The sequence below is a fragment of the Streptomyces phyllanthi genome (assembly GCF_009377205.1).
Lineage (GTDB): Bacteria > Actinomycetota > Actinomycetes > Streptomycetales > Streptomycetaceae > Streptomyces > Streptomyces phyllanthi.
Map to the genome: position 1 here is coordinate 1 of NZ_VJZE01000019.1, position 17,796 is coordinate 17,796.

Below are 17,796 nucleotides of genomic sequence, written 5' to 3' on the forward strand. Positions count from 1 at the left end.
CAAGCCGGAAGTATGCCTCCCGCTCCTGGACCAGCTTCCTGGGTCCCTGCGGCCTCCGGTCCTCCCGGATCTTGAAGTCCATTGCCACCCCTGAACTGGGGTGTTGCAACGACCACTAGAACCTAAGGATCCGGTCGGGGGCCTTACTCGTGCACGCTTATAGCCGTCGGGCATGGCCGACCCTGGCACTTCGTCGCTCGGGGACAAGCCCGACCTGCTTGTGTGCGGAGCTGACGATCGGTGTGCGCTCGGGGGTCAGGACGCTGCAACCACAGATGCCGATCAGAACCTTGTGGCCTGGGACAGGCTCGTAGATCCACAGGCCGCCGTTGATCAGCGGGCCGGCCTTCGCCTCCCAGCCGGTCTCCTCCTGGATCTCCCGCGCGACCGTGGCCCGTTGGTGCCCGGAGTTCGGCGACGCGTCGACGAGGGACGCCAACGCTGGTTGCCCGGTCGGCCCCGGCGGTTGGTGTCAAAAGACCCCCGGCCCTAGTGGACCGGGGGTCTTTTCGCTGGTGGGGCTAACAGGATTTGAACCTGTGGCCTCATCCTTATCAGGGATGCGCTCTAACCAACTGAGCTATAGCCCCGCCGCGCTGTGCGGTATGTGTCCCGCGCGCTGACTCCTGAAGGTTAGCGCACGACCTGGGCAGTCCCAAAATCGATAGTCGGCGTGGACCGACAGTGCGTACGGGATGCCCGCCTAAGCGGCCCGGAGACGGAGCCAACAAACCCGGCCTCCCCGGCGCCCCTGCTACTCGTCCTCGGCCAGCGTCAGCTCCACGCCACCCACGAAGCCCGCGGAGAGGTTGTAGATGAAGGCGCCGAGCGTCGCGAGTGCCGTCGCGAGGACGACGTCGATGACCGCGATGACCGAGGCGAAGATCAGGACGTTCGGAAGGGACAGGAACGCCTGGAGGTCGAAGCCGTTCGACTCGTTCGAGCCCGTCGCCTCGGAGATGGTGCCGCCGACCGTAGTGAAGACGCCCATCGCGTCCATGACCATCCACAGCACCGCCGACGCGACGATCGTGCAGATGCCGAGCGCGATGGAGAGCAGGAAGCTGACCTTCATCACCGACCACGGGTCGGCCTTGGCCACCCGCAGGCGTGCCTTCCGGGTGCGTGGCACCGTACGCGCGCCGGTACGTGGACGGCGTACCCCACTGGCGGGAGCGCCCGCCGGAGCCCCCTGACCCGCCGCGGCAGGACCGGCGGGGCCACCCGAGGCGGGCTGGTAGGCCTGCGGCGGGTGGTACGGGCCGGCCGGCTGCTGCGGCTGCCGCTCCCCGGGCAGCGGGGAGCCGGACGGCTGGGCGGCATGGGGCTGGGGCGCGGGCTGTGCGGCGGCGGCCGCGCCCCCCTGGGCGGCCTGGCCCGCTCCAGCCGCGTACTGCTGGGTCTGCGGACCTCTGGTGTCCGTCACAGTTCCCCCCTGGGAGTCCTGAGAGTCATGGGAGGCCGTGGAGTCCGCGGCGGAGCCACGGTCCCCGTCCGTTTCCGTACCGGTCGTTTCCGTACCGGTCGATCCGGGGCCCGTGGCTCCGCTCACGATGACTCACTCCTCGCGCTACTCGGCCGAGGACGGCTCGCCCTCGTCCGTGCCGGTGGTCGTGACAGCCTCGGCCGGCTCGTCCACGGCATCCTCGCCGTCGACCTCCTCGGCCTCGCGTCCCGCCTCGGCGTTACGTGCGATACCGACGACGGCATCGCGCTTGCCCAGGTTGATCAGTTGGACGCCCATGGTGTCACGGCCTGTCTCCCTGACCTCGTTGACTCGCGTACGAATCACACCGCCGGACAGCGTGATGGCGAGGATCTCGTCGGTCTCCTCGACCACCAGCGCGCCGACGAGGGAACCGCGGTCCTCCACGATCTTGGCGGCCTTGATGCCGAGGCCGCCGCGTCCCTGGACGCGGTACTCGTCGACAGCGGTCCGCTTCGCATACCCGCCGTCGGTGGCAGTGAACACGAACGTACCCGTTCGAACAACATTCATCGAGAGCAGCTGGTCGCCCTCGCGGAAGCTCATGCCCTTGACGCCCGAGGTGGCACGGCCCATGGGGCGGAGTGCCTCGTCGGTGGCCGTGAAACGGATCGACTGTGCCTTCTTGCTGATCAGAAGCAGGTCGTCCTCGGCCGAGACGAGTTCGGCTCCGATCAGTTCGTCATCGGAACCGTCCTCCGTTTCACGGAGGTTGATCGCGATCACACCGCCCGAACGCGGCGAATCGTAATCCTTCAGAGGCGTCTTCTTCACCAGACCGCCCTTCGTGGCGAGCACCAGATACGGCGCCGCCTCGTAGTCGCGGATGGCGAGGATCTCGGCGATCGACTCGTCCGGCTGGAAGGCGAGGAGGTTCGCGACGTGCTGGCCTCGGGCGTCGCGGCCGGCGTCCGGCAGCTCGTACGCCTTGGCCCGGTACACCCGGCCCTTGTTGGTGAAGAAGAGCAGCCAGTGGTGCGTCGTGGACACGAAGAAGTGGTCGACGATGTCGTCTTCCTTGAGCTTCGTGCCGCGGACGCCCTTGCCGCCGCGCTTCTGGGCGCGGTAGTCGTCGGTCTTGGTGCGCTTGACGTAGCCGCCGCGCGAGACCGTGACGACGATGTCCTCCTCGGCGATCAGGTCCTCGATGGACATGTCGCCGTCGTACGGGACGAGCTTGGTCTTGCGGTCGTCGCCGTACTTCTCGACGATCGCGGCGAGTTCCTCGCTGACGATGCCGCGCTGGCGGATCGGCGAGGCCAGGATCGCGTTGTACTCGCGGATCTTCGCCTGGAGTTCGTCGTGCTCCTGGACGATCTTCTGGCGCTCCAGGGCGGCCAGTCGGCGCAGCTGCATCTCGAGGATGGCGTTGGCCTGGATCTCGTCGATCTCCAGGAGGCTCATCAGGCCCTCACGCGCGATCTCGACGGTGTCGCTGCGCCGGATCAGGGCGATGACCTCGTCGATGGCGTCCAGGGCCTTCAGCAGACCACGCAGGATGTGCGCCCGCTCCTCGGCCTTGCGCAGCCGGAAGCGCGTACGGCGGACGATGACCTCGATCTGGTGCGTCACCCAGTGGCGGATGAACGCGTCCAGCGAGAGCGTGCGCGGCACACCGTCGACCAGCGCCAGCATGTTGGCGCCGAAGTTCGTCTGGAGGTCGGTGTGCTTGTAGAGGTTGTTGAGGACGACCTTGGCGACCGCGTCCCGCTTGAGGACGATGACCAGGCGCTGGCCCGTACGGGACGACGTCTCGTCGCGGACGTCGGCGATGCCGCCGATCTTGCCGTCCTTCACGAGGTCGGCGATCTTCTGCGCGAGGTTGTCCGGGTTGACCTGGTACGGCAGCTCCGTGACCACCAGGCACTGGCGGTTCTGGATCTCCTCGACCTCGACGACCGCGCGCATCGTGATGGAGCCGCGGCCCGTGCGGTAGGCCTCCTCGATGCCCTTGCGGCCCACCACCAGGGCGCCGGTCGGGAAGTCGGGTCCCTTGATGCGCTCGATCAGGGCGTCCAGGAGGTCCTCGTGGGACGCCTCCGGGTTCTCCAGGTACCACTGGGCGCCGGCCGCGACCTCGCGCAGGTTGTGCGGCGGGATGTTGGTGGCCATGCCGACCGCGATACCGGCCGAGCCGTTGATCAGCAGGTTCGGGAAGCGGGCCGGCAGGACGGTCGGCTCCTGGGAGCGTCCGTCGTAGTTGTCCGTGAAGTCGACGGTCTCCTCGTCGATGTCACGGACCATCTCCATCGACAGCGGCGCCATCTTGCACTCGGTGTAGCGCATCGCCGCCGCCGGGTCGTTGCCCGGAGAGCCGAAGTTGCCGTTCGAGTCCACCAGCGGCATGCGCATCGACCACGGCTGCGCGAGGCGGACCAGCGCGTCGTAGATCGAGGAGTCACCGTGCGGGTGGTAGTTGCCCATGACGTCGCCGACGACGCGGGCGCACTTGTAGAAGCCGCGCTCGGGGCGGTAGCCGCCGTCGTACATGGCGTACAGGACGCGGCGGTGGACGGGCTTGAGGCCGTCCCGTACGTCCGGCAGCGCACGCGAGACGATGACGGACATCGCGTAGTCGAGGTACGAGCGCTGCATCTCCGTCTCGAGCCCGACGGGCTCGATGCGCATGGTCGTCTCGCCGGCCTCTTCAGGCGTGACTGGAATGTTCTCGTCGGCCATTGCTGGTGAAGATCCTTCCTGGTGCGGTCAGCTGAGACCGACTCAGATGTCGAGGAAGCGGACGTCCTTGGCGTTGCGCTGGATGAAGGCGCGGCGTGCTTCGACGTCCTCGCCCATGAGGACCGAGAACAGGTCGTCGGCCTGGGCGGCGTCGTCGAGCGTGACCTGGCCGAGGACGCGGTGGTCGACGTCCATGGTCGTCACCCGCAGCTCCTCGGCGTTCATCTCGCCGAGACCCTTGAAGCGCTGGACCGAGTCGTCCCTGATCCGCTTGCCGTTCTGCCGGCCGAGCTCGATCAGCGCGTCGCGCTCCCGGTCCGAGTACGCGTACTCGAAGTCGTCCCGACCCCACTTGATCTTGTAGAGCGGGGGGCGCGACAGGAACACGTGCCCGGCCTCGACCAGCGGCCGCATGAAGCGGAACAGGAAGGTCAGCAGCAGGGTGTTGATGTGCTGGCCGTCGACGTCGGCGTCCGCCATCAGAATGATCTTGTGATAGCGCAGCTTCTCGATGTCGAAGTCCTCGTGGACTCCGGTACCGAAGGCGGAGATCAGCGCCTGGATCTCCTGGTTCTGCAGGATCTTGTCGATCCGCGCCTTCTCGACGTTGAGGATCTTGCCCCGGATCGGGAGGATCGCCTGGTACTCCGGGTTGCGGCCGGACTTGGCCGAGCCGCCGGCGGAGTCACCCTCGACGATGAAGATCTCGCACTTGACCGGGTCGTTGGACTGGCAGTCGGAGAGCTTGCCCGGCAGGGACGCGGTCTCCAGGAGGCCCTTGCGGCGGGTAAGGTCGCGCGCCTTGCGGGCCGCCACGCGCGCGGTGGCCGCCTGGATGCCCTTGCGGACGATGTCCGCGGCCTCGTTCGGGTTGCGGTCCAGCCAGTCGGTGAGGTGCTCGTAGACGACCTTCTGCACGAAGGTCTTCACCTCGGTGTTGCCCAGCTTGGTCTTCGTCTGGCCCTCGAACTGCGGCTCGCTCAGCTTCACCGAGATGATCGCGGTGAGACCCTCGCGGATGTCGTCACCCGTGAGGTTGTCGTCCTTCTCGCGCAGCAGCTTCTTGTCGCGCGCGTACTTGTTGATCAGCGAGGTCAGCGCGGCGCGGAAGCCCTCTTCGTGGGTACCGCCCTCGTGGGTGTGGATGATGTTGGCAAACGAGTAGACGCCCTCGTTGTAGCCGCTGTTCCACTGCATCGCGACCTCGAGGGACAGGAGCTTCTCCTTGTCCTCGGCCTCCAGGTCGATCACGGTGGGGTGCACCACGTCTCCCTTGCGGGAGTTGAGGTACTTCACGAAGTCGACGATGCCGCCCTCGTAGTGGTACGAGACGGCCTTGACCTCGTGCTTCTCGTCCTCGCCCGCCTCGTCCGCACCGGCCGTGGCCTTCGCCGACTCACGCTCGTCGGCGAGGTTGATGCGCAGACCCTTGTTGAGGAACGCCATCTCCTGGAAGCGCCGCGAGAGCGTCTCGAAGGAGTAGTCGGTGGTCTCGAAGATGTCCGGGTCGGCCCAGAAGGTGACCGAGGTGCCGTGCTCCTCGGTGGCCTCGTGCTGGGCGAGCGGGGCGGTCGGGACACCGAGCTTGTAGTCCTGCGTCCAGCGGTATCCGTCGGTCTTGACCTCGACGGCGACCTTCGTCGACAGGGCGTTCACCACGGAGACGCCGACGCCGTGCAGACCGCCGGAGACCGCGTAGCCGCCACCGCCGAACTTGCCGCCCGCGTGCAGCACGGTCAGCACGACCTCGACGGCCGGCTTGCCCTCGGACGGCACGATGCCCACCGGGATGCCACGGCCGTTGTCGACGACCCGGACGCCGCCGTCGGCGAGGATCGTCACGTCGATGGTGTCCGCGTGGCCGGCCAACGCCTCGTCGACCGAGTTGTCGACGACCTCCTGCACGAGGTGGTGGAGTCCGCGTTCACCGGTCGAGCCGATGTACATGCCGGGTCGCTTGCGGACCGCGTCCAGCCCTTCGAGGACGGTGATGGCGCTGGCGTCGTACGAGGAGGCCGCGACCTCGCCGTTCGAGGAGGTGGCCTCGGCGTTCACGCCGGCGTCGGTGGACGGGATGTTCTCGATGGGGTTGCCGGAATCGGCCACGAAGCGCCCTTTCTGGCACGGCACAAGCCAGGCTCCCGGCGGGTTTGCCGGAGTGGCTGCGGCATGTTGCGGTGGAAGCCTTTGTCAGCGTTGCACAGTGTTTCCGAAGCGGTCCCCACAAGTGGGGCGGGATTGCTTCCAGTCTACCGGTAGCGCCGACAGTGATGGGCGTTTGCCGGTACCTGAGTCCGCATGTGCCGCCCTGAACCGGTCTCTCCCGACTCCCCATATGCGGAACGGGGCTCCAAGAGGCTCACGGAGGCACTCAGCGCTTCGAGGTGTCAACCCATCGCTACTTCCGGGTCAGGACGGCATTCGCAATCGTGTGCGGTTACGTGCGGCGACACGAGGGACGGTCCAGAGCCCATCAAAACGTGCACAACCAGCCCGTGACGGATTCGTCCGTGTGAATCTGGTCACCGATTGCCCGGTTTTGCCCTCGCGGCTTACCCGTACGTGTCTCCGGGACCCGTGCTCCCGGGTGCGCGCAGCGGACCGAACCGGCGGGCGGGGCCTCCGGGGCCGTTCACCCTGAGCAGCCGCACGGTGCCATGGCCGAGGTCCTCGTTGAGGCGGGCGACCAGTTGGGGCGCCAGCAGGCGCAGGTTCGTCGCCCAGGCCGTGGAGTCGCACCGCACGCTCAGGGTCCGCTCGTCCTCGTCGTACTTCTCCGGTACGCAGTGCTTGGCCACGTCCTCGCCGACGATCTGCGGCCAGCGGCCCATGACACCGCCGACAGCGGCCGGTGTCTCCCAGCCGCGCTCGGTGATCAGGCGGTTGATGGCGGAACCGAGCGCCATCGGGTCACGGCCGTCGGCGCGGGCGCCGGAGCGCAGTCCGCCACCGCGCCGGGCCTGCTTCTTCTGCTGAGCGGCATCCCCCCGCGCGCGTGCCGCCTCTTTCGCGGCCCTGAGCGCTACGCGCGCGAGGTCCACGCCGGAGGGTTCGGGGATCCTCCGGGGCGCGGGCTCCGGTGCGTCCGGGGCGGGTCCGTCGGTGCTCATACGCGCTCCACAGTGCCGTCCGACACGGCGTACCGCGTCCCTGTCAGTACGTCCGGTACGTCGTCGTCGACCGCCGCGGTGACCAGCACCTGCTCCCCCGGGGCGACGATCTCCGCGAGCCGCTCCCTCCTACGGGTGTCCAGCTCGGCGAACACGTCGTCCAGGACGAGCACCGGCTCGTTGCCCTCGGCCCGCAGCAGGTCGTACGAGGCGAGCCGCAGCGCCAGGGCGTACGACCAGGACTCGCCGTGGGACGCGTATCCCTTGGCGGGCAGCTGACCGAGCTTGAGAACCAGATCGTCCCGATGGGGCCCGACAAGGGTGACGCCCCGCTCGATCTCCTGTTTACGGGCCTCGGCGAGGGCGGCCGTCAACTGCTCGTAGAGGGCCTCGCGTGTGTGGGCCTCTCCGGGCGCGGACGACTTGTACTCCAGGGCGACCGGGCCGCCGCCGGGGGCGAGCTGCTCGTACGCCTTGTCGGTCAGCGGCTGGAGCGCGGCCACCAGGTCGAGGCGCTGGGCGAGCAGTTCGGCGCCCGCGCGCGCGAGGTGCTGGTCCCATACGTCGAGCGTGGACAGGTCCGCCCCCGTCCGGCCGCCGTGGCGACGGGCCAGGGCGGCGGTCTTGAGGAGGGTGTTGCGCTGCTTGAGGACCCGGTCGTAGTCGGAGCGGACGCCCGCCATGCGTGGGGAACGTGCGGTGATCATCTCGTCGAGGAAGCGGCGCCGCTCACCGGGGTCGCCCTTGACCAGGGCGAGATCCTCGGGCGCGAACAGCACGGTCCGTACGATGCCGAGCACATCACGGGGTCTGACCTGCGAGGACCTGTTGATGCGGGCGCGGTTGGCCTTTCCGGGGTTCAGCTCCAGCTCGACCAGTTGCTGACGGTCGCCCTGCCTCACCTGTGCCCGGATGATCGCGCGCTCGGCGCCCATGCGGACCAGGGGCGCGTCCGACGCCACCCGGTGGCTGCCGAGGGTCGCGAGATAACCGATCGCCTCGACCAGGTTCGTCTTGCCCTGCCCGTTGGGGCCGACGAACGCGGTGACGCCCGGGTCGAGCGGGACCTCGACCCGGGCGTACGAGCGGAAGTCGGCCAGCGACAGGTGCGTGACGTGCATGGTCGGGTGCCGACCTCCCCCAACGTGGTGCGTGCGCGGCCCCGGCTGACCGGTCCGCCGTGGCTTTCGGGTTTTCCCCCGGCCGTCCACGGCTTGTGGACAACCGGGCTGTTCCTGGGGGTGCCATGACGGTGTCACCCCCAGGCTGTGGACTACTTCTTCTCGACCGCGTGGCCGCCGAACTGGTTCCGCAGCGCCGCGATCATCTTCATCTGTGGGGAGTCGTCCTGCCGCGAGGCGAACCGCGCGAACAGCGACGCGGTGATCGCCGGCAGCGGGACGGCGTGATCGATGGCGGCTTCCACAGTCCAGCGGCCCTCGCCGGAATCCTGTGCATAACCGCGCAGCTTCTCCAGGTGCTCGTCCTCGTCGAGGGCGTTGACCGCCAGGTCCAGCAGCCAGGAGCGGATGACCGTCCCCTCCTGCCAGGAGCGGAAGACCTCGCGTACGTCCGTCACGGAGTCGACCTTCTCCAGCAGCTCCCAGCCCTCGGCGTACGCCTGCATCATGGCGTACTCGATGCCGTTGTGGACCATCTTCGCGAAGTGCCCGGCGCCCACCTTGCCCGCGTGCACCGCGCCGGAGGCGCCCTCCGGCTTGAGCGCGTCGAAGACGGGCTGCACCTTGGCGACGTTCTCGGCGTCACCGCCGTACATCAGCGCGTAGCCGTTCTGCAGCCCCCAGACACCGCCCGAGACACCGCAGTCGACGAAGCCGATGCCCTTGGCCGCCAGCTCCTCCGCGTGCTTCTCGTCGTCCGTCCAGCGCGAGTTGCCGCCGTCCACCACGACGTCACCGGGCTCCAGGAGCTCGGCCAGATCGTCGATCGTCGACTGGGTCGGGGCACCGGCCGGGACCATCACCCACACCACGCGCGGGCCCTCGAGCTTGCCCACAAGCTCTTCGAGGCTGTGGACATCGGCGAGGTCCGGGTTGCGGTCGTATCCGATCACGGTGTGGCCTGCGCGGCGTATTCGCTCGCGCATGTTGCCGCCCATCTTGCCGAGGCCGACGAGACCGAGCTCCATCAGTTGTTCCTTAGGTTGCGACGTGGCATGAGGGCACCTTCGTACCCGCGTACGAGCCTAAACCCGGACGCTCATGCACATCTGTGGGCATAGGCGCTCAGCCGTATGCCCCGACCTGCGGCTTCGCCCTGGGGCCCGGTGATCCACCGGGCCCGTCCGGCACTGTGGACAGCGGTCATGGCGCCTGTCGCCCAGCCGCTCGAGCGGTCAGCCGCTGAGGCGCACCGGCATGATCAGGTACTTGTAGGCCTCGTCCGCCTCGGCGTCGACCGCGGGCTTGCCACTGAGCAGCGCCGGCTTCGTGGACGTCGTGAAGGACAGCTGGGCCACCGGGGAGTCGATGGCGCTCAGGCCGTCCAGGAGGAACGTCGGGTTGAAGGCGATCGAGATCTCGTCGCCCTCCAGATCGGCGTCCACCCTTTCCACAGCCTGTGCGTCGTCGCTGGAGCCGGCCTCCAGGATGAGCACGCCCTTCTCGAAGCTGAGCCGCACCGGGGTGTTCCGCTCGGCGACCAGGGCCACGCGCTTGACGGCTTCCACGAAGGGGGCGGTCTCGATCACGGCCACGCTGTTGAACTCCGTCGGGAACAGCGTGCGGTACTTCGGGAGGTCACCCTCCAGCAGGCGCGTCGTCGTACGGCGGCCCGCGCCCTCGAAGCCGATCAGGCCCTCGCCCGAGCCCGAGCCGGACAGCGCCAGCGTCACGCTGTCGCCGCTGGTGAGCGCCTTGGCGGTGTCCAGGAGCGTCTTGGCGGGCACCAGGGCGACCGCGGACGCGTCCGGGTTCTCCGGCTTCCACAGGAACTCGCGGACCGCGAAGCGGTAGCGGTCGGTGGACGCCAGCGTGACCGTGTCGCCCTCGATCTCGATACGGACACCGGTGAGGACGGGCAGCGTGTCGTCGCGCCCGGCAGCGATGGCCACCTGGGCGGCGGCGGAGGCGAAGACCTCGCCGGGGACCGTGCCCGTCGCGTTCGGCATCTGCGGCAGCGCCGGGTACTCCTCCACAGGCAGTGTGTGGAGTGTGAACCGCGAGGAGCCGCAGACCACCGTCGCCCGTACACCGTCTGTGGAAATCTCCACCGGGCGGTTGGGGAGGGCTCGGCAGATGTCCGCGAGGAGGCGGCCGGAGACGAGGACGGTGCCCTCCTCCTCGACCTCCGCCTCCACCGACACGCGCGCGGAGACCTCGTAGTCGAAGCTGGACAGGCTCAGCTGGCCGTCCTCGGCCTTCAGAAGGAGGCCGGCGAGGACAGGTGCCGGCGGACGGGCCGGGAGGCTGCGCGCTGCCCAGGCCACTGCCTCCGCGAGTACGTCGCGTTCCACCCGGATCTTCACTGTTGCCGCCTCCTGCTGTTGCCGGCGCTTCTCGGCCTGCCTGGCTTCGTCGTCTGACTCGGTGTCCTCAGCCCCTGTGAGGGGAAGGACGCCGGGAACAGTCTGACGCACCCCACTGACAGTAAGTGCCTCTCGGGGTCAAGTCGTGATGAGGGGCAGCCGGGCGCCGGAGAGCGAGTTGTGCACAGGGCCCCCTTCGAAACGAATTCCCAGCTCTCTCTAGTTGGGAGTAGTAGTAGGGCCTGTGGAAACCGTGGATAACCGCGTTTGAGCAGCTCAGGGCGGAGATTTTGTCCACGGGTCCTGTGGGTGGCGGCAGTGGACAACCCGGTGTCTCTGTGGAGAACAGAAAGTTCTGCACATCCCGTGCACAGCTCCGGGCCACTTCTCCCCAGCGGCGTCCCCAGGTTTACCCACCTTGCCCACAGCCCAACCCGGCAGCTTCATGTGACGCCTTTCACTCGACGCGGTGAGAAGGCGCGCGGCGTTGCCGAACAGTGGACAGGCATGTGGAGAAGCCGGAGCTCACTGGGGACAACCTGCCACAGCCTGTGGGTTGTCGGTGGACAACTCCGTGCACAGCCTGTGGATCATCTCGTCGTCCACAGTCTGTGGAGATCTTCCGTCCACGAATCCACAAGTCCCTGACCTCGCATGATGGTTGCTCACAGGTGGCCCCTGTGGACATGATCTGCATAACTTCCCGGTCCCCAGGGTGTGGACGGGAGAAAGTCCCCAGATCTGTGGAGAGTGGCCGTAACGCCACGCATATTCGAACAGCCGTTGGCGGGGAGGGGGTACGCAACCACGACGGTGGTCCGTCGGTGTGCGTCGGGAGCAGCGGTGGGCGCCTGTGGCCAGGCGGTGGGCGATGGACGGTAGGCGGTGGGTGCTTTTCCGAGCCCTACGGGAACGCCGAAGGCGCCCTCGGGAAGCTCGTCCCGGGGGCGCCCTCGGCGGCGTACGGCGTGGGTCGTCAGCCGTTCTTGATGCGGTTCGTGAGCTCGGTGACCTGGTTGTAGATCGAGCGGCGCTCGGCCATCAGGGCCCGGATCTTGCGATCGGCGTGCATGACGGTCGTGTGGTCGCGGTTGCCGAACTGGGCGCCGATCTTCGGCAGCGACAGGTCGGTCAGCTCGCGGCACAGGTACATGGCGATCTGCCGGGCGGTCACCAGGGCGCGGCCGCGCGAGGTGCCGCACAGGTCCTCCACCGTCAGACCGAAGTAGTCGGCGGTGGCGGCCATGATGGCGGTCGCGGTGATCTCGGGTGCCGCGTTCTCGCCGCCCGGGATCAGGTCCTTGAGGACGATCTCGGTCAGTCCGAGGTCCACCGGCTGGCGGTTGAGCGACGCGAAGGCGGTCACCCGGATCAGAGCGCCCTCCAGCTCGCGGATGTTGCGCGAGATACGGGAGGCGATGAACTCCAGGACCTCCGGAGGGGCGTTGAGCTGCTCCTGCACCGCCTTCTTGCGGAGGATCGCGATACGCGTCTCCAGCTCGGGCGGCTGGACGTCGGTGATCAGGCCCCACTCGAAACGGTTCCGCAGCCGGTCCTCCAGGGTCACCAGCTGCTTGGGCGGCCGGTCGCTGGACAGGACGATCTGCTTGTTGGCGTTGTGGAGCGTGTTGAACGTGTGGAAGAACTCCTCCTGCGTCGACTCCTTGTCCGCCAGGAACTGGATGTCGTCGACGAGGAGGATGTCCATCTCCCGGTAGCGCTTGCGGAAGCTGTCGCCCTTGCCGTCGCGGATGGAGTTGATGAACTCGTTGGTGAACTCCTCGGAGCTCACGTAGCGCACGCGCGTGCCCGGGTAGAGGCTGCGCGCGTAGTGCCCGATCGCGTGCAGCAGGTGCGTCTTGCCGAGCCCGGACTCCCCATAGATGAAGAGGGGGTTGTACGCCTTGGCCGGCGCCTCGGCGACGGCCACCGCGGCCGCGTGCGCGAAGCGGTTGGAGGCACCGATGACGAACGTGTCGAAGAGGTACTTCGGGTTCAGCCGTGCCGTGGGCTCGCCCGGGCCCGTCGCCGGCGCGGGCTGCGCGGCCAGTGGGCCGGGGGCGCCACTGGGGGCGGGCAGGTTCGAGCCCACGGGCCCGCCGCGGTGCACGTGTCCCGAGCCCGGAGGGGGATCGGGCAGCTCACGGCGGTCGGGGCGCTGATCGTAGTCGCCGCCGTGCCGGTCGTAGTCGGCACCGTGACGGTCGTAGTCAGGGCGGGCCTGGTCGTAGTCGGCGCGCGTGACGTCGTACTCGGGCCCCTGCTCGTACGACGGCCGCTCCATGGGCTGCGGGCGGTAGTCCTGCGAGGGCGAGGCATACGGGTCGCGCTCCGGGAAGCCCAGTCGTTGCTGGTGCCAGCCGTAGTCGTCCTGGGGCTGCCTCGGCCAGGCGCCGGGCTCGGGGCGCTGGTAGTCCGACGGGTAGGCGGGGCGGACGGTCGGGAGCTGCTCCGTACGCGGGTGCGGCAGCTGGTCGCCGGGGCCGCCGGGGACCTGGTCGGAACGGCCGGGCGCCCGGCCGTCGGAGCGATGGCGCCCGTAGCCCTCGTACGGAGCCCGGGGCCAGCTGTCGTAGGGGTCCGCCCCCTGGCTGTCGTAGCTGTCCCGGTTCTGGGCCGGTACGGACGGGAGCTCGGGCTCGTCATAACGGGGCGCGGGCGCCGGCGGCGGGGCGGGAGCCTCGCCGACCGAGTTGTCGACGGTGATCGCGATACGGATCGGGCGGCCGCACTCCCGGCTCAGGGTCTCGCTGACGACGGGAGCCAGACGGCCTTCCAGTACGCCCTTGGCGAACTCGTTCGGGACGGCGAGCAGCGCCGTGTCCGCGACCAGCGCGAGGGGCTGGCAGCGCCTGATCCAGCGTTCGTCCTTGGCCTCGACACCCTGCCCGCGGCCCTCACCGAGAAGCTGCTCCACTACTCGTGGCCACACTGCGGCAAGATCGGCAGGTAGGTCAGCCACAGGGCACGCTCTCTCACGGGTCCCACGAACGTGTGGTTCTGGGACGGGTTGGGATTCGATTTGGGAGGAACTTCAGTTCCGGGCGGTCGGGCCGGCACAAGGCCGCTGGGGCATGGAGGAAAGACTCGGAGTCCAGTCACGGTAGTCAGGGCGACCGCTGCGGTTCAAGTTGTTGTCCCCAGGCTGTGGACAGTGTGCCTCCGTGACCCCTGGTTTGACCGGATGGCGCGGCCCCGCGTACCGTAACCAGGTCGAGTTGTCGATGGCTGCTGCCGCCTGCCTCCGATGGGCACAGATCGCATTTGGGTGATCGGTAAGCGGTGCACTCGGGCGTTAACGCGAGCTACTCGTGGGCGCACGGTGACAGCCAGGACGGCACCCCGCCAACCATCGAATCTTTCTGGAGCCCCCGAGTGAGCAAGCGCACCTTCCAGCCGAACAACCGTCGTCGCGCGAAGACCCACGGCTTCCGGCTGCGTATGCGCACCCGTGCCGGCCGCGCGATTCTCGCGTCCCGCCGCAGCAAGGGTCGCGCCCGTCTGTCCGCCTGATCCCGGTCAGGTCATGACGTCGTGCTGCCCACCGAGAACCGGCTGAGGCGGCGCGAGGACTTCGCGACCGCGGTACGACGAGGTCGCCGGGCCGGACGCCCGCTCCTCGTCGTCCACCTTCGAAGCGGTGCCACGGACCCGCACGCGCCTGGGGAGAGCGCTCCCCCGACGCGTGCGGGTTTCGTCGTGAGCAAGGCCGTCGGAGGCGCGGTGATACGCAACAAGGTGAAGCGCAGACTCCGTCATCTGATGCGGGAGCGAGTGGCCCTGGTGCCCCCCGGTAGCCTGGTAGTCGTACGAGCGCTGCCCGGTGCGGGCGACGCCGAGCACGCAGAGCTGGCCCGAGACCTGGATGCCGCCCTTCAGCGGCTGCTGGGAGGGGGCGCGCGATGAAGTACCCGCTGCTGGCGCTGATCAAGCTGTACCAGTGGACCATCAGCCCGCTGCTCGGGCCGGTGTGCAAGTACTACCCGTCGTGCTCCCACTACGGCTACCAGGCCATCGACCGGCATGGTGCGATCAAGGGCACGGCACTCACCGCCTGGCGCATCCTCCGGTGCAATCCGTGGTCACTGGGCGGTGTGGACCATGTCCCGCCGCGCAAGCGCCCGCGGTGGCACGAGATGCTGCGCAATGCCTGGCGCACACGCAAGGGCGGGCCCTCCGCCGCCGAACCGGCCACTGAGGGGCACGGGGTGCCCGACCGTCCCTCGAGCCCGGCCGCCGAGACCCCGTCCCATGTCCAAGGAGCATGATTAGTGGACACGATTGCCAGTCTCTTCAGCTTCATCACAACGCCCGTCTCGTGGGTCATCGTGCAGTTCCACTCGCTGTACGGTGCGATCTTCGGTCCCGATACGGGCTGGGCCTGGGGCCTGTCCATCGTGTCCCTGGTGATCCTGATCCGCATCTGCCTGATCCCGCTCTTCGTGAAGCAGATCAAGGCGACCCGGGCCATGCAGACGCTCCAGCCCGAGATGAAGAAGATCCAGGAGCGTTACAAGAACGACAAGCAGCGTCAGTCCGAAGAGATGATGAAGCTGTACAAGGATACGGGCACCAACCCGCTCTCCTCGTGCCTTCCCATCCTGGCGCAGTCACCGTTCTTCTTCGCCCTGTACCACGTGCTCAACAGCATCGCGAACAACGACACCATCGGTGTCATCAACGAGAGCCTGCTGCAGAGCGCGCAGAAGGCGCACATTTTCGGTGCCCCGCTCGCCGCGACCTTCACGGACAGCGCCGCGGACGTCGCGAAGCTCGACGCCTCGATCACCACTGTCCGCATCGTCACCGCGATCATGATCGTCCTGATGTCGCTGTCGCAGTTCTACACGCAGCGCCAGCTGATGATGAAGAACGTCGACACCACGGTGAAGACGCCGTACATGCAGCAGCAGAAGATGCTCATGTACATCTTCCCGGTCATGTTCGCCGTCTTCGGTATCAACTTCCCGGTCGGTGTCCTCGTCTACTGGCTGACCACCAACGTGTGGACCATGGGCCAGCAGATGTACGTCATCCACAACAACCCGACTCCGGGTTCCAAGGCCCAGGCCTCGTACCTGGAGCGTCTGTCCAAGCACGTCACGCACCACGGCAAGACCCGCAACCGCCGTGAGCGCGCCATCGTGAAGGCGATCGTCGTCAAGGGCCGCGACCGCAACGAGTTCGAGCGCAAGTTCATCAACGGTCTGAGCAAGGCGGGCCTCGCGGCCCAGGCCGACGGCACCGTGGTGCAGAGCGATGCCTCGACCGTGGCGATCGCCGAGGACGGTACGCCGACCACCGGTACCCCCAAGCGCCAGCAGCCCAAGCGTCAGAGCAAGGCCCAGCGCCAGTCCGGCGGAAGCAAGCCGGCGGGCGGCACCGAGCCGGGGGCTTCCTCTCCGTCGCTGAGCAAGTCGGACGAGTCGCACGAGTCGTCGGAGGAGCCCGAGGACGCCATGCCTGCCGGCTCCGCCGGTACCAAGAAGGCGCCTGCCAAGTCCGGCTCCGGCACCCGCAGCAAGGCCCAGTCCGGTCAGCGCAAGGGCCAGCAGCGCTCCAAGTCCCCGTCCAAGAAGTAAGAAGGAGTCCATCCCGTGACGGAAGGCACCACCTCCGCCGCCACCGAGGGTGGCGACACCCTGACCCGCCTGGAGCAGGAGGGCGAGATCGCGGCGGACTACCTCGAAGGCCTGCTGGACATCGCGGACCTCGACGGTGACATTGACATGGATGTCGAGGCCGACCGCGCCGCTGTCTCGATCATCAGCGACGCGGGAGGCCGTGACCTCCAGAAGCTGGTAGGCCGGGACGGCGAGGTGCTGGAGGCCCTCCAGGAGCTCACGCGCCTGGCCGTGCACCGGGAGACCGGGGATCGCAGCCGCCTGATGCTGGACATCGCGGGCTACCGCGCCAAGAAGCGCGCCGAGCTCTCGGAGCTGGGTGCCAAGGCCGCAGCCGAGGCCAAGAGCTCCGGTGAGCCGGTGAAGCTGAAGCCGATGACGCCCTTCGAGCGCAAGGTCGTGCACGACGCGGTCAAGGCCGCGGGCCTGCGCAGCGAGTCCGAGGGCGAGGAGCCGCAGCGCTTCGTCGTCGTGCTTCCCGCCTGATTCGCTACGTAGGTTCCTCCGGCCCCGTCTGTTGCGTCTGTTGCACAGACGGGGCCGAGCTTTGTCAGCCTGATAATTCCTTGTGAGCTGCCACGGACGGTGGTGGCTGGATCCCTGATGGTCCTGGTGGTCTGCGCCCAGTGCGCCTGTGCGGTACGGAAGGACGGTCCCTCGTGACGGAGGCAGCGGAGCTCCCCCCGGCTCCCGAGCAGGCCCGGGCGGTATTCGGTGATCGCTTCGCGGACGCGGTCCGATACGCGGAGCTGCTGGCCGAGGCAGGAGTGCAGCGAGGTCTGATCGGCCCTCGCGAGGTTCCCCGGCTGTGGGAGCGCCACCTGCTGAACTGCGCGGTGCTCTCTGAGGTCGTCCCCGAGGGCGTGACCGTGTGCGACGTCGGCTCGGGCGCTGGGCTGCCGGGGATCCCCCTGGCGCTGGTCCGGGAGGACCTGAAGATCACCTTGCTCGAGCCGCTGCTGCGGCGCACGAACTTCCTCACCGAGGTCGTCGAACTGCTCGGCCTCGACCACGTCACGGTGGTGCGTGGTCGCGCTGAGGAGGTCATGGGTCAGCTGCCGGCTGTCCATGTGGTCACGGCCCGTGCTGTGGCGCCACTGGACCGGCTGGCGACCTGGGGCATTCCCCTGCTGCGCCCCTACGGCGAAATGCTCGCCCTCAAGGGAGACACCGCCGAGGAGGAGCTGAAGAGCGCGTCCACCGCTCTGAGCAAGCTGGGCGCGGTGGGGACCTCCATCCTCCATGTGGGCGAGGGCGTGGTGGAGCCGATGTCCACCGTGGTGCGGGTCGAGGTCGGGGAGAGCCCTGGCGGTGTGAGGTTCGCTGCCAAGCGCGCCAAGGCGGCTCGAACAGGGCGGGCTCGTCGGCGCCGTTAGGTGAGACGGAGCTGTCAGGTGAGGCGGCGCCCGT

15 protein-coding genes and 1 tRNA gene are annotated in these 17,796 nt (G+C 68.2%); 6 read left to right on the forward strand and 10 right to left on the reverse strand.

What is annotated here, in order from left to right; all coding sequences use genetic code 11:
• Window positions 1-157 precede the first annotated feature (157 nt).
• The 10 genes from FNH04_RS05250 to dnaA all read right to left on the reverse strand — a co-directional run bounded on the left by FNH04_RS05250 (window position 158) and on the right by dnaA (window position 13,724).
• Complete coding sequence (locus FNH04_RS05250) at window positions 158-439, reverse strand: NUDIX hydrolase (RefSeq protein WP_152780798.1); 282 nt, start codon at window positions 437-439, stop codon at window positions 158-160.
• A 74-nt stretch (window positions 440-513) separates the two neighbouring features.
• Window positions 514-590: transfer RNA gene (locus FNH04_RS05255), tRNA-Ile, on the reverse strand.
• Window positions 591-754: 164 nt separating this feature from the next.
• Window positions 755-1,552, reverse strand: a complete 798-nt coding sequence (locus FNH04_RS05260) for a DUF3566 domain-containing protein (protein WP_322722609.1) — start codon at window positions 1,550-1,552, stop codon at window positions 755-757.
• An 18-nt stretch (window positions 1,553-1,570) separates the two neighbouring features.
• On the reverse strand, window positions 1,571-4,165 hold the full coding sequence (gene gyrA / locus FNH04_RS05265; RefSeq protein ID WP_152780800.1) for a DNA gyrase subunit A: 2,595 nt from the start codon (window positions 4,163-4,165) through the stop codon (window positions 1,571-1,573).
• 42 nt (window positions 4,166-4,207) lie between these two features.
• The gene (gene gyrB, locus FNH04_RS05270) at window positions 4,208-6,271 is read right to left on the reverse strand and encodes a DNA topoisomerase (ATP-hydrolyzing) subunit B (protein ID WP_322722610.1); all 2,064 of its coding nucleotides are present in this window, start codon (window positions 6,269-6,271) and stop codon (window positions 4,208-4,210) included.
• Between the two features lie 446 nt (window positions 6,272-6,717).
• Complete coding sequence (locus tag FNH04_RS05275) at window positions 6,718-7,275, reverse strand: DUF721 domain-containing protein (protein WP_152780802.1); 558 nt, start codon at window positions 7,273-7,275, stop codon at window positions 6,718-6,720.
• Entirely contained in the window at window positions 7,272-8,396 is a 1,125-nt protein-coding gene (gene recF, locus FNH04_RS05280) for a DNA replication/repair protein RecF (protein WP_152780804.1), read from the reverse strand. Before recF ends, FNH04_RS05275 begins: the two co-directional genes overlap by 4 nt.
• A 152-nt stretch (window positions 8,397-8,548) precedes the next feature.
• The gene (gene gnd, locus FNH04_RS05285; protein ID WP_152780806.1) at window positions 8,549-9,424 is read right to left on the reverse strand and encodes a phosphogluconate dehydrogenase (NAD(+)-dependent, decarboxylating); all 876 of its coding nucleotides are present in this window, start codon (window positions 9,422-9,424) and stop codon (window positions 8,549-8,551) included.
• A 207-nt stretch (window positions 9,425-9,631) separates the two neighbouring features.
• Window positions 9,632-10,762: a DNA polymerase III subunit beta gene (gene dnaN, locus FNH04_RS05290; RefSeq protein ID WP_322722611.1), complete on the reverse strand. Its 1,131-nt coding sequence runs from the start codon at window positions 10,760-10,762 to the stop codon at window positions 9,632-9,634.
• Window positions 10,763-11,738: 976 nt separating this feature from the next.
• Window positions 11,739-13,724 carry a chromosomal replication initiator protein DnaA gene (gene dnaA / locus FNH04_RS05300; RefSeq protein ID WP_322722612.1) on the reverse strand — a complete coding sequence of 662 codons (1,986 nt, stop codon included), beginning with the start codon at window positions 13,722-13,724 and terminating at the stop codon, window positions 11,739-11,741.
• A 413-nt stretch (window positions 13,725-14,137) separates the two neighbouring features.
• Here dnaA and rpmH point away from each other — a divergent pair, with 413 nt between their 5' ends.
• From rpmH to rsmG, 6 genes are all read left to right on the forward strand, one after another.
• Complete coding sequence (gene rpmH / locus FNH04_RS05305) at window positions 14,138-14,275, forward strand: 50S ribosomal protein L34 (protein WP_003956500.1); 138 nt, start codon at window positions 14,138-14,140, stop codon at window positions 14,273-14,275.
• Between the two features lie 21 nt (window positions 14,276-14,296).
• Window positions 14,297-14,668 carry a ribonuclease P protein component gene (gene rnpA / locus FNH04_RS05310; protein WP_322722613.1) on the forward strand — a complete coding sequence of 124 codons (372 nt, stop codon included), beginning with the start codon at window positions 14,297-14,299 and terminating at the stop codon, window positions 14,666-14,668.
• A complete protein-coding gene (gene yidD, locus FNH04_RS05315) occupies window positions 14,665-15,030 on the forward strand; it encodes a membrane protein insertion efficiency factor YidD (protein ID WP_152780808.1) in 366 nt (121 codons plus the stop codon). Before rnpA ends, yidD begins: the two co-directional genes overlap by 4 nt.
• Before the next feature lie 3 nt (window positions 15,031-15,033).
• A complete protein-coding gene (gene yidC / locus FNH04_RS05320) occupies window positions 15,034-16,344 on the forward strand; it encodes a membrane protein insertase YidC (RefSeq protein WP_322722614.1) in 1,311 nt (436 codons plus the stop codon).
• A 15-nt stretch (window positions 16,345-16,359) separates the two neighbouring features.
• A complete protein-coding gene (locus FNH04_RS05325; protein WP_322722615.1) occupies window positions 16,360-16,872 on the forward strand; it encodes a Jag family protein in 513 nt (170 codons plus the stop codon).
• Between the two features lie 173 nt (window positions 16,873-17,045).
• Window positions 17,046-17,762, forward strand: coding sequence for a 16S rRNA (guanine(527)-N(7))-methyltransferase RsmG (rsmG, locus tag FNH04_RS05330; RefSeq protein WP_322722616.1), 717 nt, complete (start codon window positions 17,046-17,048; stop codon window positions 17,760-17,762).
• The last annotated feature ends 34 nt before the right edge of the window (window positions 17,763-17,796 follow it).

Bases quoted from the DNA above. Each gene is read 5' to 3' on its own strand.
- recF (WP_152780804.1), bottom strand. From the start codon at position 8,396: ATGCACGTCACGCACCTGTCGCTGGCCGACTTCCGCTCGTACGCCCGG.
- FNH04_RS05275 (WP_152780802.1), bottom strand. From the start codon at position 7,275: ATGAGCACCGACGGACCCGCCCCGGACGCACCGGAGCCCGCGCCCCGG.
- yidD (WP_152780808.1), top strand. From the start codon at position 14,665: ATGAAGTACCCGCTGCTGGCGCTGATCAAGCTGTACCAGTGGACCATC.
- gnd (WP_152780806.1), bottom strand. From the start codon at position 9,424: ATGGAGCTCGGTCTCGTCGGCCTCGGCAAGATGGGCGGCAACATGCGC.
- gyrA (WP_152780800.1), bottom strand. From the start codon at position 4,165: ATGGCCGACGAGAACATTCCAGTCACGCCTGAAGAGGCCGGCGAGACG.